Annotated in this window: 15 protein-coding genes; 1 reads left to right on the forward strand and 14 read right to left on the reverse strand. The window is 37.0% G+C overall.

The features are described 5' to 3' along the window. Positions 1 to 51: 51 nt before the first annotated feature. The 4 genes from J4T76_RS05525 to J4T76_RS05540 form a co-directional block, all read right to left on the reverse strand. Entirely contained in the window at positions 52 to 1,821 is a 1,770-nt protein-coding gene (locus J4T76_RS05525) for a DUF2326 domain-containing protein (protein ID WP_267355978.1), read from the reverse strand. Then, positions 1,812 to 2,039: an ABC-three component system middle component 6 gene (locus J4T76_RS05530; RefSeq protein WP_267355980.1), complete on the reverse strand. Its 228-nt coding sequence runs from the start codon at positions 2,037 to 2,039 to the stop codon at positions 1,812 to 1,814. The genes J4T76_RS05525 and J4T76_RS05530 overlap by 10 nt, the downstream gene beginning before the upstream one ends. Positions 2,040 to 2,056: 17 nt before the next feature. Next, positions 2,057 to 3,010, reverse strand: coding sequence for an ABC-three component system protein (locus J4T76_RS05535; RefSeq protein ID WP_267355982.1), 954 nt, complete (start codon positions 3,008 to 3,010; stop codon positions 2,057 to 2,059). A 70-nt stretch (positions 3,011 to 3,080) separates the two neighbouring features. Beyond that, positions 3,081 to 3,776 carry a JAB domain-containing protein gene (locus tag J4T76_RS05540; RefSeq protein WP_267355984.1) on the reverse strand — a complete coding sequence of 232 codons (696 nt, stop codon included), beginning with the start codon at positions 3,774 to 3,776 and terminating at the stop codon, positions 3,081 to 3,083. A gap of 152 nt (positions 3,777 to 3,928) precedes the next feature. On the opposite strand from J4T76_RS05540, the gene J4T76_RS05545 reads away from it, so the two are divergent. Then, entirely contained in the window at positions 3,929 to 4,624 is a 696-nt protein-coding gene (locus J4T76_RS05545) for a hypothetical protein (protein WP_267355986.1), read from the forward strand. A gap of 89 nt (positions 4,625 to 4,713) precedes the next feature. Here J4T76_RS05545 and J4T76_RS05550 read toward each other — a convergent pair whose 3' ends face one another. The 10 genes from J4T76_RS05550 to treB form a co-directional block, all read right to left on the reverse strand. Continuing rightward, a complete protein-coding gene (locus J4T76_RS05550) occupies positions 4,714 to 5,457 on the reverse strand; it encodes an Imm52 family immunity protein (protein ID WP_267355987.1) in 744 nt (247 codons plus the stop codon). After that, positions 5,445 to 5,711 (reverse strand): Tox-REase-5 domain-containing protein, encoded by a 267-nt coding sequence (locus J4T76_RS11860; RefSeq protein WP_416380718.1) that lies wholly within the window; start codon positions 5,709 to 5,711, stop codon positions 5,445 to 5,447. Before J4T76_RS11860 ends, J4T76_RS05550 begins: the two co-directional genes overlap by 13 nt. Positions 5,712 to 5,793: 82 nt before the next feature. Beyond that, positions 5,794 to 6,513, reverse strand: coding sequence for an Imm52 family immunity protein (locus J4T76_RS05555; protein WP_267355989.1), 720 nt, complete (start codon positions 6,511 to 6,513; stop codon positions 5,794 to 5,796). Positions 6,514 to 6,666: 153 nt separating this feature from the next. Next, on the reverse strand, positions 6,667 to 7,386 hold the full coding sequence (locus tag J4T76_RS05560) for an Imm52 family immunity protein (protein WP_267355991.1): 720 nt from the start codon (positions 7,384 to 7,386) through the stop codon (positions 6,667 to 6,669). A gap of 9 nt (positions 7,387 to 7,395) precedes the next feature. After that, entirely contained in the window at positions 7,396 to 8,229 is an 834-nt protein-coding gene (locus J4T76_RS05565) for a Tox-REase-5 domain-containing protein (RefSeq protein ID WP_267355992.1), read from the reverse strand. 9 nt (positions 8,230 to 8,238) lie between these two features. After that, positions 8,239 to 8,580, reverse strand: a complete 342-nt coding sequence (locus tag J4T76_RS05570) for a hypothetical protein (RefSeq protein ID WP_267341168.1) — start codon at positions 8,578 to 8,580, stop codon at positions 8,239 to 8,241. Then, positions 8,577 to 9,086, reverse strand: a complete 510-nt coding sequence (locus J4T76_RS05575) for a DUF4123 domain-containing protein (RefSeq protein ID WP_267354719.1) — start codon at positions 9,084 to 9,086, stop codon at positions 8,577 to 8,579. Before J4T76_RS05575 ends, J4T76_RS05570 begins: the two co-directional genes overlap by 4 nt. 6 nt (positions 9,087 to 9,092) lie before the next feature. Next, positions 9,093 to 11,831, reverse strand: a complete 2,739-nt coding sequence (locus J4T76_RS05580) for a type VI secretion system Vgr family protein (protein ID WP_274460539.1) — start codon at positions 11,829 to 11,831, stop codon at positions 9,093 to 9,095. Positions 11,832 to 12,245: 414 nt separating this feature from the next. Beyond that, the gene (treC, locus tag J4T76_RS05585) at positions 12,246 to 13,928 is read right to left on the reverse strand and encodes an alpha,alpha-phosphotrehalase (RefSeq protein ID WP_267356214.1); all 1,683 of its coding nucleotides are present in this window, start codon (positions 13,926 to 13,928) and stop codon (positions 12,246 to 12,248) included. A 91-nt stretch (positions 13,929 to 14,019) separates the two neighbouring features. Next, positions 14,020 to 15,447, reverse strand: coding sequence for a PTS trehalose transporter subunit IIBC (treB, locus tag J4T76_RS05590; RefSeq protein WP_267356216.1), 1,428 nt, complete (start codon positions 15,445 to 15,447; stop codon positions 14,020 to 14,022). Between the last annotated feature and the right edge of the window lie 144 nt (positions 15,448 to 15,591).

Consider the following 15,591-nt stretch of genomic DNA (forward strand, 5'->3'; position numbering starts at 1 on the left):
AATACTTATTTAGAAAAAATGACTTTAATTAAAACCATTTCAAATTTGAAATTAATCAAGTATTTTTTCTATTCTAAATAATTTTTCTTGTTGGGAAAGTTTTACAACAAAATACTCCTCTTTATTAAGCGCATCCGGTAGCTTATCTTTAAGGATAGAAGCTACAAACTGTACATTGTCTTTTTTTCTTTGAACTAATTCTGCTATCTTTTCTAGCTGATTATTATGCATCAATTCTTTTTTATCGTTCAGAAGAAAATGATAGCATGGTATTTCTTCTTCATCCGCAAATAGAGTATAAGCAATATCAAAACAGGTAATTTCACCTTGTTTTTTACCATCACTAAAATTTCGGTTAAAGGCACTGAATTTATATAATCTTTGACCTTGCTTATTTTCTGCTTTATCAAATTTTAATGCATACTGTTCTGCATAGAGTTCTTGAGAAATGGCAGTAAAATGAATATTAAATTTGTTTATCTGCCCTTGCAATTTTTCTTCAAAATCTTTAGAGAACAGTTCATTATCAATATGTAACAAATCTTTATTCAAACATTTTATTTTTTCATCAACAATATCAATTTGAGAGATGATTGCTTCATATTCACCTTTGAGCTTATATTTATTATTTAAGTCAATATTAATTTTTTCGATTTCTTCAAATGTTGAGCTTTTTGATAATTTTTCTTTTAACAGTTTTTTATGCTCGAGTAGCTCTAAAACTAAACGTTGGTATTCAGATAATTCTTTATTTAGAACGGGTAAATCTTTTGCAATATATCTAGATTTTTCTTCAATCATTTTGTTGTGAAAATTAACAAGATCTTCAAATGTTTTTTGGATGTCAGAAAAATGATTTGTGACTTCTGAATATAAACTATTCAATTCAGCAAAATCAATATTTGCTGAACTTGAGTTAATATTTTCAATCGCTTCTGTAACAAGTTCTTTACGAAGCATTAATTGACTAATTTTAGAATTATAATTTTTTATTTTATATTTGACTTCATTTAATTGTTGTAAATCATTTTCAAAATTAGGATTAATCCATAATAGTGATTTTTTGTTTTGTAAGTTTACAATATCTATTTCTATTAACGATAATTCTGATTTATATGTTGAATAAGTTTGTTTTGCTTCCAAGCGTTTTTTAAATGTTTTTTCTAGTTTGATAGATGATATCAAATTTTGTTTTTCATCACCTTTATCAAAATCACAGCCGAGTAAAAATAAATAGAGTGTTTCGTATTCTTCATCTTTTGTAAAAGGACTTAATATTTTTAAGGTATTTTTAAGACTTAAATCTTTAAATCTCATGTTGTGAGAAATAATCTGTGGAAATGTTGGTTTTTTACCATAATGATCAGGAAAAAGTTGATTGGTAAGTTCACATTCAAACTCTTCACTTGTTTTTTGCTCACCATTGATTTTCCTTATAGCTTTATTTCTTGGTAAAAAATTACGCTCAATGATTAATTCTTCAGGATTTTCTTCATTAAAAGAAGATATTAAATTTAAACAAACACATACATGAGTGTTAATTAAGAATTCTTTTACTAAAAGATATTCATTTTTTTTGTTTTCTGGATCTGTATAAATATCTTTAGCATCACCACCTAAACAAAAATTAATTAACTTTAATACCGTTGTTTTGCCAACATTATTTCCAGTGGTGATTTCAGAATCGTTAGTAGAACAATCTTCCGTTTTTGTTAAAAAATTAATAGGGGTTTCATCCACAATAAGATTTAATCCTGGATGAAAAACAATATTTCTAATTAAACCTTCTTGATTAGATATTTTTAGCGATTTTAAAAACATAATGTAATATTTCCAACAGAATTAAAAGAAACTAATCCGACAAGATATAACCAGTCTAATGTTAATACAAAAACTGGCATCGATATTTGATGAAAACCTTTAACTCTAAAGTAGAGTTCAATCATACTTAAATCGTTTTCTTTTTTTAATGCCTTTAAAATATAAGCACCATTAAAATATAAAGAATTTTGAGGGTGAATATTTTCTGGTAATAACATACTAAAAATTCTCTAATTTATTTTATATTTGGGTTTTGAAAAATCTGACATCGAATAAATGCATCAACGACAATAATATTAACACAAAACTCAAGCTCATCTAACGGAATCGAATTATGATTTGAGCTATTTTGAATACTTTTTACAAGTTCGTTTATAATTCTAAAAAATAAATCATCGTTGGCGTAGTTTTGAGAAAGTCTAATATAATGATTACGAATAAATCTTAATACTGATAAGCTTTTGTTTTTTCCTGCCTGATCAAAAGTATTATAAATACCATCAATTAATGAACTATATGCTTTATAGTCTTCCACTAATAAGGCTGAGCGCTTTAAATCATTAAACGATATTTTATCATCAATATTGAAAGGAACTGTTGGGTTAGATGAATTCGTAATAGATAAATTTTCTGATGCCAATCTATTTATAATTTCGGCAATGTTAGTATAAGTTTTTGCCGGGTCATTATATTTTGCTGCTAACTCGGCTTGGAGAAATTGGGCAATTTTCTCCTGACTATGAACATCAAGATGAAGAATTTTATTTAATAGCCTAGTAACATCATAAATATCTTTTTCAGGATCAAATTTCAATAAATGAGGATTATTATATGACCCTTTTCTCAAATGTTTAGCTTCTTTCGATATGCAAACAAAAATAAAATTGTATCCTTTATAGGATGACAAATCCTTGCTTAACGACGAATTAACTTTATCTCTTGTTGCCGTTGCCGTTACTTGAAGTATTATTTTGTTACTTTCATCAACTAAATCTAGGCCTTCTTCATTTTGTGAAAACTCATTAATATTTATTAAGGAATAACCATAAAGTAGATTTAAAAAGTAAACATAAAAATCTTCAGCATGAATGTTAAATTCCAAACAATTTAATTTATTTCTCGTTTCTATCCTCCGACATAACTGAATTAGCAAATCTTCTGCTATGGTAAAATATATCGATCTATTCATATTAATAAAACTCACACAATATAAAAGTAAATTGAAGTTATATAAAAAATTAAATTATTGTGTATTCAAATTAATTAGTACTTTTAACAACCCTTTCCACCGCCTTCACCGAAATCCCCAAAATCTTAGCAATATCTTCGATTGATACACCTTTATCACGTAAAGCAGTCGCTGTTGCGTGTTCTAATTTTTCTCGTCGTTCCTTTTCCGCTTTCGCTTTCTGTTGAGCTGTTTTTGTCTTATCCTTTTCAACCGCCAACTTCTCTTTAGCAATCAATTTTTCTTCCTTACGGATGCGTTCAACCACTTGATAAGTTGGGATGTATTTTAGGCTTTGTTCTAACTCGTCCATAAGTTTAGTACTGCGGAAGCTGATATAGGTTTTTGGGGTGATGATTAGGTGGTCGATTAGGTCGATATTTAAAATACGGCCAACTTGAATGAGGCGATCGGTGATATCTTTATCGGCATCCGACGGCGTCAGCGATCCTGACGGATGGTTGTGAACTAATATCACGCGTGAGGCGTTTTTCATTACCGCAACACGAAATACATTCATCGGTTCAACGTCGACCGATTTATAACTGCCAAGCGCAATCAGTTCGATGTACAGAATATAACCAGCTTGATTCATACCAATCATCCAAAGATGTTCTTTTTCTTGGTCGATTTGGTTATCACGCAATAACACACGTTGCATAATGCTGTAGACATCGTCTGTGCCTTCAATATAGCGTTTGTCATGCTTAGTCAGTTTAATATCCATCGTATCACCTTGTAAAATCAGTTAAAAAATAATATAGCATATTCTGTTTAGGCTGGGCAGTCGTTAATTAAACAATTCCAAGAGTTTACTTTTTAGGTTATAGTGTTTGTAAAAATTATTGAGGAGTCTATACCGTTATAAGGAGCGTAATAATGTATCATGCAATTTTACCGAGTAAGCAACAGCCTGCTGCTGAGCGATTTTTGCAACAGTTGCCCAATTTCGTTGCAGCAAATCCTTTATACCAGCGCCTTAAACCGACATCATTGCTGATTGATATTGCTCCGTACACCTTAACGGCTCAGCCCCACAGTTTTATTGCAGCTCAGTTCAACCTGTCACCACGAGCAGCTCGTAGACGGGATAATGTTATTCGGCAATTGCTGGAACAGCATGAGCCTGACCTTTATCAAGCGGTATTAGACCTTGAGAAAACCACCCCTAACCAGGTCAGTCAGCAAGCGCAAGCATTTAAATCATGGCTTAAAGATTTGCTCAGTACATCCGTCATGCCTTGCGATTATTGCCAATCACCTCTGACGGTTCGTATTGGTCACCGCCTTAATTTTCGTTGCCGAAGCTGTCGACGTACGTTTAATCCGCTCAAAAAATATCAATTAAATCATTTATCCCATTGCGAACTGTGGTTGCCTTTTGTTGACTTATTGCTACAAGGTGAAACCCTTAAAACCGCCAATCAACAATTAGGGATTAGCCCCAATACCGCTGCTAAATGGCAGTCCTGTTTTCTGTGGATAATGGAAAAGCAAGGGTTTTCCATATTGGCGAATTATTGCCGAGTAAAGCGACGCCAACGTTATCGGGTGGGCAATCACAATTTTGTGTGATCGCTCATGTCTATCGACAAAGGTAATGAACGCTTTTTTAGTTAAGTTGATAATCACATTGAACAGAGTAGCTTGTCACATAATATCCCTTATAAATCACTTCTTATTGGTAATAAATCAGCATCGCGCAATCTTAAATCAATCCGATTGATTGTTTTCACATCTTCGGTGTTTTCAATACTTGGTAAATGATCAAGCGATACAATCACAGTTCCCACCTGTTTATCGTCTTTATCAATCGGGATCACTTGATGGGCTTCGGGATAGTCGCTAGCTTTTAAGGGACTTGGAATATAAGCAATTAATGAGACACCAATCCGTTTTACAAATAGCGCATTCACTTTCGAAAAGGTCTGCATCAAATCGATTTCAATATAGCTATCGGTAAAGACGTTTGCCAGCTCGGTAACAAAAAACGTGATTTGTTTTAAAATTTGAGGCTCGTTGGGTTCAGTGAAAAAAAAGTCAATATTAGATTGAACAAACGAGTTATCTAAGGATTTAGATGCATCATAAGTAATAACTTTTCCGAAGGTATTGTGTTCACCATCAATAAATGAAATGAGCGTATCACCCTCTTTATCGATTTTTTTGTGAGCGAAAGAGAGTTTTTTTAAACCAAACTCAGTAAAACCATCGGGACTATGGACTAGCGCCTCGGGTTTTACTTTCACCGTATTTTTGAGCAAATACCAAGTCATTTTGGGGTCAAAACAGTGTTGATAAACCTTTAAGGCCTTTTCCAAACGGTGACAAAAATCAGCGTAGGTAATGAAGGTGACTTTCGGTAAATAAATGATTATATCAAACTGAACATCTATTATTTCTTGCATAAAATATCCTCTATAACTAGGGTAAGGGAACCCAAGTACGCCCATGGTGTCATAAAAATCCAACAACATTTTGCAGGAGGATTAAAATCGCATACCTTATTTTGTCTTTTAGCTTGACTAACTAAAGAATTGTAATAACCTCGAGCCCAATTATTTAACACCGGCTTTCTTAACCCTTTTTGAAATAAAAAATCATAACGCGCTTTAACCTCTAAAAATAGACAAAACCGCGGAAGCCATCCATCAAAATCCACTGGCGGATCACCCGGCCCCTTAAAATAAACCCACTCAGGAATTAAATTTGATTTTTCTTCCCTCTAATTCAGAATAAATAGTTTACATGTCTGTATACAATGGCAATAGATCTAACTCACGTAGCCGAATATCAACTCGATTTACCGCTTTAATATCATCTGCATTTTCTTCATCAAAAAAATGAGGCATCGTTACCACCAGCGTTCCGGTTACCAGTCCATCCTCATTTTTGACACTTACCACATCCGACGACTCGGGCACCATTTCGTGCGTTAATTGAGCCTTGGGTAGGTATATCATCCAGCCTGCAGATAGTCTGTCGGGAAAAACAGCTTTTTGGGGTAAATAATTTCCATTAACCATAATATAGGCACTATTAAATTTCTGAACTAAGGCTAAAATAAACGCAGTGACTGTTTGAGATTTAGTAATCGTTATATCTATTGTAAAACTTAAATAAATTTTAAGGAAAAATCTTTTCTCAAAAGTTTTCTCATATAAAAAATAACTTAGAGCTGCCTCTTCAGTATCTTTATCCCAAACAGCCAAATCAAAACTATTATGTTCTTTTTTATACCCAAGAGTCAGCTTTTTCAAACCAACTTCGGTTATACCATTTTCATCAAATATCTGATAAATGGATGATTTTTTCTTAGAGGCGCCACATAAGTACCAATTTTCACTTTTATGAAGATAGTTATGCTGGATTTTTAATATCTGTTCAATTTGCGCAATACACACAGAGAGTGGTAAATAGGCTTCAGGTTTAAAATACATCTCAACAGCTAATTCTTTTTTCATAATGGCTTCCTAATAGAAAGATAATGGAACAAAAATAGACAAAACCGCGGAAGCCATCCATCAAAATCCACTGGCGGATCACCCGGTCCCTGAAAATAGACCCACTCAGGAATTAAATTTGATTTTTCTTCCCTCTAACTCAGAATAAATAGTTTACATGTCTGTATACAATGGCAATAGATCTAACTCACGTAGCCGAATATCAACTCGATTTACCGCTTTAATATCATCTGCATTTTCTTCATCAAAAAAATGAGGCATCGTTACCACCAGCGTTCCGGTTACCAGTCCATCCTCATTTTTGACACTTACCACATCCGACGACTCGGGCACCATTTCGTGCGTTAATTGAGCCTTGGGTAGGTATATCATCCAGCCTGCAGATAGTCTGTCGGGAAAAACAGCTTTTTTTGGTAAATAATTTCCATTAACCATAATATAGGCACTATTAAATTTCTGAACTAAGGCTAAAATAAATGCAGTGACTGTTTGAGATTTAGTAATCACAATATCTATTGTAAAATCTAATTCAATTTTAAGGAAAAATCTTTTCTCAAAAGTTTTCTCATATAAAAAATAAATTAGAGCTGCCTCTTCAGTATCTTTATCCCAAATAGATCCACTAAAAGAATTCTTATTTTTCTTATATTTTTGAGTTAATTTTTCCAATCCAACTTTAGTTACGCCATTTTTATTAAATAGCTGATAAATGGATGACTTTTTCTTAGAGGCACCACATAAGTACCAATTTTCACTTTTATGAAGATAGTTATGCTGGATTTTTAATATCTGTTCAATTTGCGCAATACACACAGAGAGTGGTAAATAGGCTTCAGGTTTAAAATACATCTCAACAGCTAATTCTTTTTTCATAATGGTTTCCTAATAAAAAGATAATGGAACAAAAATAGACAACAAATGTGGAAAATTACGCTTTATGTTTTCAAAGTGAAGATACGCTTTTGGTGTCATCCACACCCAACAACATTTTGCAGGAGGATTAAAATCGCATACCCTATTTTGCCGTGCTGCTTGATCTATTAATCTTTCGTAATAATTTGAAGCCCATTTATTTAACACAGGCTTTCCTAACCCTTTTTGAAATAAAAAATCATAACGCGCTTTAACCTCTAAAAATAGACAAAACCGCGGAAGCCATCCATCAAAATCCACTGGCGGATCACCCGGTCCCTGAAAATAGACCCACTCAGGAATTAAATTTGATTTTTTATTACCTTCCTCAATGTACCACTCAACATCACAAATCGCTGATTGATAATCGAGTGACAGTAAGCTCATACCTCGACGTATTGGTTTTAACTTAACCCGCTTATAGGTATCGGGTGGGCAATCACAATTTTGCGAGGTTACTAATGTCGTTATAAGTGCTAAGGTTTCTGCTCGTAGCCGTGCTTTTTCATCATAGCTAATTCGACTGTACTCTTGTTCAAGGCCAATTGATTGCGAATGCAGCTCTCGTTCAATAATTTCGTCTATTGAAGCGTCAGCACTGTAGTTAAATAAATCGCTTTGTGTAGTTTCACCGCTTTTTGAAGAATCCGTTTCAGAACTATTAGGCCAAGTTGGCTTTGAATCAGTCCTAGTACCGGATTCTTTATTCATTGTTTGATCTGCATAAATAATCGCTGCACCAGTAGCTATAATATATAAAGCCAACTCTTCTAACGCAATACCAATCACAATAGGTACTACCATATTTTCTCCTTATTGCCATGATTGAATTTTACTGGCTATTCTTAATAAATCTTCAAATTGATTTTCAGGAATTCCGTTAGGCTTTTCTATCCAAGCTTTGAATTTTGGATTATCTCTAAAACCAGGCGTTGTTGTTTCGGCACATAAAAATGTTTCTATGAGCACCTTTTTATCAAACCCCAACTCCATAAGATAGTTATATGTTTCTTTTAATCGTTTAAACAGATCGTCAATTTGTTCATCAGGTAATTTCAAACGTTTATCATTTTTAAATTTATGTATCAGATCCCAAAGATATTCATCTTTTTCTTGCTCTAAAATTTTGTTAATTTGTTCTGTACTAAATTTCATGATAATCGTCCTGTCATCAATGAATAATAATGATTGTTAAGGTAAAAGATCCACTCATTAATTTGTAACGTAAAGAGTTTAAATTGTTCCGGTGTGAATACGCTAGGGAGTCTATTTAATACTCGTGGATCGTAATAACGAAGTAACGCATAACGATTCTCTTCCAAGGTTAAATGCAATCTTCTTTCTAAATGATTCAATAAATGGTTAAAAGATAACGATGAGATTATCCATGACACCGAGGGATACGTTTGTTCAAGTTTAATGACTTGGCTTTTTAAATCATCACTCAATTGCGAAACATTGAAAATCCAAGGCCCTGCAAAAGCAACATCTTGATTATTAGGTTGAATGAATAACGGAGCCACTCCTTCACTTTCAACGATTTCATCTCGAAATAAACGCTCATATCCAAGGCCATCGATTAAAGCATAAAGGTGTAATTTATATCGTGACTGTTTTTGGCGTTCTAATTTTATTTGATTGACAATATGGATGTTTAACATGACGAATTAATTCCCACTAACTACAAACATTTCACCATTCTCAGCAGCTTGAATTAAACAGCGTAAACAAATACGGTTTGTCGTGGCAGATAATGGGCTAGGCAGAGAAGGGGGCGATACATTGATGGTCGCCGGTCCCATTTTTTGCAGAGCATTGCTTTTTATATACACATTATCCGCTGTGCCCAGCTCAATGCCCTCACGGCTGATTTTGATAAAAGAGCCACCACACATTAACGTCAGCTCTTCGCTTGCTGTGAGGGTGAGTTCACCGTCCACACTGTCGATGCGGATATCTTGTTGAGCCGCCATATTCAAGTTGGCATTTTGCGCTTGCAGGTTGATTTCCCCCTGGTTGGCCAACAGTTTCATGCCCGATTTATGGGCAAATAAGCCTATGGCTTCGCCGGATGTGACTGTGATGTTTTTCAGGGCATGGATGTCGGTTTGGTGTTCACTGGTTAAGGAAATACTGTTACTCGAGGACAGTTGGATATTTTCCGGACTGGTTAACGCAATGCCTGCCTGTGCATAAGCTAAGATGCCACTTTCAGTGAGCGTCGTTAACGCTGCTTTAAGCTGGTCCTGACTGGCGGTGTCAGCACCGTGTGCGTCGCATTGATTGGCAGCCTGTTGCAGCGCTTTGGCTATCGATAAGGCATTTTCCAGCTGGGTAATGGCGCCTTGCATATCCAGTTGCTGACCTTGCGCTTTGGGCTCGGTTTGTGTCGTCAGGTATAAGCCTTTTTCAGCCGCTATCGCCCCCCATTCATCGGTGCGCAGTTCAAACCCTTCGCCCCGTAACGCTTTTTTTTGGTTGACTAAGTGTCCCAGATTGAGTTGCGTTTTGCCGTATTCGGTCGCCAGCTTGATGTGCTCCTGCCCCCGTTTGTCTTCCATGCGCAGTTTGTTATTGGTGGGGGTGCGAATCACATTGCGGTGTTTGTTTATCGTGGTCACCAGGTCAGGGTGCGCACTGTCGTGCAGGGCATGGGCGATATACGGTCGGTCCGGATTGCCGTTGGTGAAGGCGACCGCCACTTGCGTGCCGTCAATGAGCGGAAAGTGAATGCCATAGGTGCTGCCGGCATACGGTCTGGCCAGTCTTAACCATAGGCTCTCTTCCCCGTTTTTCCACGCTTTTAAGTCAAAGTTAAATTTAACCCGATAACGACCCTGTGTATCAATGTAACCGTAAGTGTCATTATCCGGACTGCTTACCCGTGCCGGCAGGGTGCCGTGCACCGTCGGCGCCGGCAGCGGTGCCGGTCGGTAAGGTTTTAAGGCGTGATACGGTATGGCGGTAAAACGCAGTTCGTAAGCTTCGGTGCGGTTGCCTTGCCCTTCCACACTTAATATTATGACGCCCTCATCAATGTCCATCCATGGACTACCGTTAATCTGTATGCGTTGACCCGGTGTCAGATTGGCATGATTGCTTTTCCCGTGGATGACGGTTTGTTGACTGATGGCGTGTTCATGACGCATTCGCGCATACCAGTTACCACTTTCCACCGCATTGTCGTAAGGATTGTCGCTGTTATGATGGCTCTTGTCATTGTCATTGTCATTGCTATTGCTATTGCTATTGCTATTGTGATAATTGTTGTTATTGTCGTTATTGTTGTTGTTATCTTCCTCTTCCCCGTCTTTCTCTGCCTGACCGTGTGTGGTCAGACCTTTGTAATGCTCATCATAACGGTAATCGGTGCCATAAGTGGTGGTGTCTTTCGGCTGGCTGTTGATTTCACCAACGAAACTGGCGTTGGCATCGCGGTAGTTATAATCCTGCACCTTAACCGAGGATTCGACGACCTGACTGCGCAAGGTGATGTCCCAGACACTTTCCCGTCCACCATCCAGGGTGCCACTGGGCGGTTGGTAACGGATATCCGACGCCTGCCCATACCCCTGCTCGTTATCACTGATGACCATCACATCACAATGATGCTCGCCATGCGTTTCAAACCGGAAATACACCCCCACATCCGCCAGCAGTCGTTGAATGAATGCCAGGTCACTTTCCTGCCATTGCGTGATGAATTCTCGCTCCGGATAGTGATGGTTTAATTCCAGACGATAATCCACCCCCGTATAGCCATGACTGCGCAGCACTTCTTCAACCACACTTATCACGCTTTGTTTCTGAAAAATGGCATAATTGTGACTTAACCCCAGTCTTGCCAATGGTGAGGATAAGACCACCTGATAGCGGACCTCGTCGTGACTGACCGATAACTGTCCAAATGTGGTTATCACACCATAGAGCGTACGTGATGCACCTTGTGAGAATAGGGCGTTCAATGAATTGAGTGGCGTGTTTTGCTTTAACCCGTTTAAGGGCGCTGTCGCGCTTTGAGGATTGACCGACGACTCGGAGGGTTTTAATTCGTGCAATGCATCAAATGGGGTGCTGGCGTTCAGTAAGTCTGAGGCACCCAATGCCAAAGAGGTCAAATCGGCATGAACAGGATTGAAACGAAACCAGGCTTTTTGATTGAGAAACGATTCCGCATCCAGATGTGGATGTGGGCTGGTAAAGGTGATGGTGTAATGCCAGGGCTGGTTGAGTTGTTCATTGCCGGCAACCTGTAAAACCGAAATCGGCGCGCTTTGACCATCGACAGTTAAGGTATAGCGATTATGGGCGGTGCCTTTCTTCAGACTGCGCTTTAATCCATGTTTTAAACCATGACTTAAACCATTTTCCAATGGATTGATCAGATGGGTTAATCCTTTATCCATGTTATCCTCTTTTAGTATTTCATGCTTACGAAATATAGATTATTGTTATTATTGTTGTTGCTATTGTTATGAGTAATGATTTAGCTTTGCTGCAATTTGATTATTTTTTAGATATCAACATCATTGAACATCCGGAATTGATTAACGTCAAAAAATCATTGAAGAGTGAATATAAAATACACGGTTTCATGTATTTTGCAACTTTTTTTTGAAAAATCTTAAATTAAAATAGATAGATAATTTACGAGAATGAGTAATACGTTGAAGAAAGAGTACTATAGTTTTAGGACCATATTTTAGTAAAAATGCTTTTTATTTAGTCGATTTTGGTCGTTAGTTTCAAACAACGCTATTAAAGCGTAATCTTGGCTAGATTACGCTTTTTAATCGTTAATGATATTGAAAGATGAACGGCTAATTTAATCCATCCACTTTCAGCAATAAATACATTGCCTGATAAGGTTTTAAGGTTATTTCAGACTCCAACGCATTGCTGTTTGTATAATTACCGAATAATTGTTGCCAATGAATCTGTTGCAGATCTTTTGGCAATGTCCAGTGAGTTGTTTTATTCGTCAAATTGATTATTACCAGAAGTTTTTGATTATTCCAATTGCGAACATAGCACCAATAATCGGCAATATCTGGCGTTAAATCTTGATAATCACCCAAAATAAATATTGGGTACTCCTTCCGCAATCTGATTAAGGTTTGATAGCAATAAAAGATGGAATTGGGATCGTCAAGTGCGGCTTTTACGTTAATCTGTGGATAATTGTTGGCAACAGCTATCCACGGTTCGCCTTTGCTAAAGCCAGCATGAGCGGAGTTATCCCACTGCATCGGTGTTCGGCTATTGTCGCGTGATTTGCTGGCTAAAATAGCTAGCATTTCCGCTTTCGACATGCCTTCGGCGATTTTTTCATGGTAAATATTTAAGCTTTCTACATCCCGATATTGTGATATATCAGTAAAATGAGGATTGGTCATACCAATTTCTTCACCTTGATACAGGTACGGCGTACCTTGTAGACCATAGAGCAACATAGCCAGCATTTTAGCTGATTCGGTATGATATTGGGTCTCATTGCCAAAGCGTGATACGATGCGGGGTTGATCGTGATTACACCAGAAAATGGCATTCCAAGCCTTACCGTGCATGCCAGTTTGCCAATACCCCATGATTTTTTTTAATTCTAATAAGTTGGGCTGTGCCAATGACCATTTGTAACCATCAGGATAATCAACTTTTAGATGATGAAAGTTAAATGTCATGGTCAGTTCTTTACCGTCTAAAGCAGCATAGTGTTGGCAATTTTCAAGGCTAGTTGAGGACATTTCACCCACGGTAATAAGTTGATTAGGTTGGAATACCTCTCGGCTCATCTCTTGTAGAAATTGATGTATTTTGGGACCATCAGTGTAATATTTTCGACCATCGCCGTTGTTATCATCCGCAAAATCTTGTTGTTTTGAAACTAAATTAATGACATCCAATCTTAAGGCATCCACCCCTTTATCCGCCCAAAATTGGCAAACTTTTTTGATTTCTTGTCGGACGTTGGGATTTTCCCAATTCAGATCAGCCTGTTCTTTAGCAAATAAGTGTAAGTAATACTGGTGAGATGGTTCATGCCATTGCCAAGCCTTACCGCCAAATTTTGAACGCCAGTTATTAGGCTCAGCACCATCGGATTTGGCATCTTTCCAAATATAAAAAGATCGATAAGGGCTGGATTTATCTAAAGCAGATTTAAACCATGGGTGCTCAGTTGAAGTATGATTAAATACCATATCCATCATAATACGGATACCGCGAAGATGGGCTTGCTGTACCAGCAATTCAAAATCCTCCATGCTGCCATAGGCGGGATCAATATCATAATAATCAGAGACATCATAACCATTATCAATTTGTGGTGACGGGTAAATAGGCGTTAACCAAATGGCACTAATCCCGAGTCTTTTTAGATAATCTAATCGACTGATAATACCTAATACATCCCCAGTTGGACTTGCGCCGCTGGCTTGAAAGCTTTTGGGATAGATTTGATAAATAGTACCGTTTTGCCACCAAGGAATATCAATTTTATTCATTGCTTGCTCTTCATAGTAATTTTTAAAAAACGTTAATTTAAACAATTGATTAACTGTTCTTATGCCAGAACGGTTAACTTTTATAGACTATTTAGCGAATATCTAACGTACCTTGTTTAAGCTTTATTTTATAAACGGTAGCCGTTAAAACGATCGGTACAACAATCGCCACAATCATTGCTAAGGCATAAATCGACCAATATACCGATTTAATCGATAATATGCCCGGCAAACCACCGACACCGATACCATTAGATAAAACGCCAAATAAACCACAAATTAATCCAGCTAAAGCTGCACCGATCATGGCACATAGCATTGGGAATTTATAGCGTAAATTGATGCCGTACATTGCCGGTTCAGTTACACCTAAATAAGCCGAGATGGCAGCTGGAACCGAGACTTCCCGCTCATTATGTTTTTTACTTACTAATATAATACCCACTACCGCGGATGCTTGGGCAATATTAGATAAAGCAATAATTGGCCAAAGCGGAGTGCCGCCCATACTTTCGGTCATCTGCATGTCGATAGCGAGTGTAGTATGGTGAATACCGGTAATGACCAGCGGTGAATAGAAAAATCCAAAAATAGCTGAACCAATAAAAGCATAATCGCCGGTCATTAAATATTTAACAACCGTAGCAATACCGTTACCTAACATTCGTCCAAATGGTCCCAATAAAAAGTGAGCTAAAAATACTGATGCTAGCAGCGCAACAATCGGCACAATTACTAGCGTTAAGTAGTCAGGCACAATTTTGCGTAATCGTGTTTCGATCCACCCTAGTGCTAAACCTGCAAAAATGGATGGGATCACTTGTGCTTGATAGCCAACTTTTTCGATACTAGACCAACCAAAATCCCAGACTTCCGGTATTTTGCTTCCAAGGTCATAAGCGTTCATTAGTTGTGGTGAAACTAAAGTAATACCCAGTACAAGACCTAATACTGGCGAACCACCCATTTTTTTCACCGTAGACCAGCAAATAGCAACCGGTAAAAAGTGGAAAATCGCTTCACAAGGTAGCCAAAGAATATTATAGATAGGTTCTAACCAATGGTAAGTTTGAATCAGTGGTTTATCATCAATAGTTGGCATTTCACCGATGATATTACGTAAACCAAGTAATAGACCTCCGGCAATTAAAGCCGGTAATAATGGCACAAAAATTTCGGCCAAATTGGCAATAAGTTGTTCAAAGAAAGACATATTTTTCTTAGCAGCGGCTTTGGTCTGTTCTTTGCTTGCTTCGTCCAAATTTAATTGTTGGGTTAAAGTTTTGTAATAGCTATCAACATTCGTCCCAATGATAACTTGAAATTGCCCGGCGTTGTTAAAACAACCTTTGACAAAAGGAAGGGCTTGTATGGCATCAACATTGGCGATGTTGGGATCGATCAACGCAAATCTTAATCTGGTTAAGCAGTGGGTAACACTGGCAATATTTTCTTTCCCACCAATCAAATCGACCAGTTGCGTTATTGATTCGGTTGATATTTTTGAATCTTTAGCCATAAAAGTCTCCTTGTAATTAAAACTTTAGCTGATTTGTTTCATCAATAGTTTGGCTATTATTTAATATGAATCAAGCTTAAATTGATTTTAATAAATAATAAATGGGAACGTTCCCTATTTGTGACTGAACTCACAATTTTTTAC

This window comes from Gilliamella sp. B3022 (assembly GCF_028751545.1).
In the GTDB taxonomy this organism is placed as follows: Bacteria; Pseudomonadota; Gammaproteobacteria; order Enterobacterales; family Orbaceae; genus Gilliamella.

What these genes read in the sequence shown, in the direction of transcription:
- J4T76_RS05530 (WP_267355980.1), bottom strand. Translation starts at nt 2,039, where the DNA reads ATGTTATTACCAGAAAATATTCACCCTCAAAATTCTTTATATTTTAAT.
- J4T76_RS05535 (WP_267355982.1), bottom strand. Translation starts at nt 3,010, where the DNA reads ATGAATAGATCGATATATTTTACCATAGCAGAAGATTTGCTAATTCAG.
- J4T76_RS05540 (WP_267355984.1), bottom strand. Translation starts at nt 3,776, where the DNA reads ATGGATATTAAACTGACTAAGCATGACAAACGCTATATTGAAGGCACA.
- J4T76_RS05565 (WP_267355992.1), bottom strand. Translation starts at nt 8,229, where the DNA reads ATGGTAGTACCTATTGTGATTGGTATTGCGTTAGAAGAGTTGGCTTTA.
- J4T76_RS05555 (WP_267355989.1), bottom strand. Translation starts at nt 6,513, where the DNA reads ATGAAAAAAGAATTAGCTGTTGAGATGTATTTTAAACCTGAAGCCTAT.
- J4T76_RS05545 (WP_267355986.1), top strand. Translation starts at nt 3,929, where the DNA reads ATGTATCATGCAATTTTACCGAGTAAGCAACAGCCTGCTGCTGAGCGA.
- J4T76_RS05560 (WP_267355991.1), bottom strand. Translation starts at nt 7,386, where the DNA reads ATGAAAAAAGAATTAGCTGTTGAGATGTATTTTAAACCTGAAGCCTAT.
- J4T76_RS05525 (WP_267355978.1), bottom strand. Translation starts at nt 1,821, where the DNA reads ATGTTTTTAAAATCGCTAAAAATATCTAATCAAGAAGGTTTAATTAGA.
- J4T76_RS05570 (WP_267341168.1), bottom strand. Translation starts at nt 8,580, where the DNA reads ATGAAATTTAGTACAGAACAAATTAACAAAATTTTAGAGCAAGAAAAA.
- treB (WP_267356216.1), bottom strand. Translation starts at nt 15,447, where the DNA reads ATGGCTAAAGATTCAAAAATATCAACCGAATCAATAACGCAACTGGTC.
- J4T76_RS05575 (WP_267354719.1), bottom strand. Translation starts at nt 9,086, where the DNA reads ATGTTAAACATCCATATTGTCAATCAAATAAAATTAGAACGCCAAAAA.
- J4T76_RS05580 (WP_274460539.1), bottom strand. Translation starts at nt 11,831, where the DNA reads ATGGATAAAGGATTAACCCATCTGATCAATCCATTGGAAAATGGTTTA.
- treC (WP_267356214.1), bottom strand. Translation starts at nt 13,928, where the DNA reads ATGAATAAAATTGATATTCCTTGGTGGCAAAACGGTACTATTTATCAA.
- J4T76_RS05550 (WP_267355987.1), bottom strand. Translation starts at nt 5,457, where the DNA reads ATGCAAGAAATAATAGATGTTCAGTTTGATATAATCATTTATTTACCG.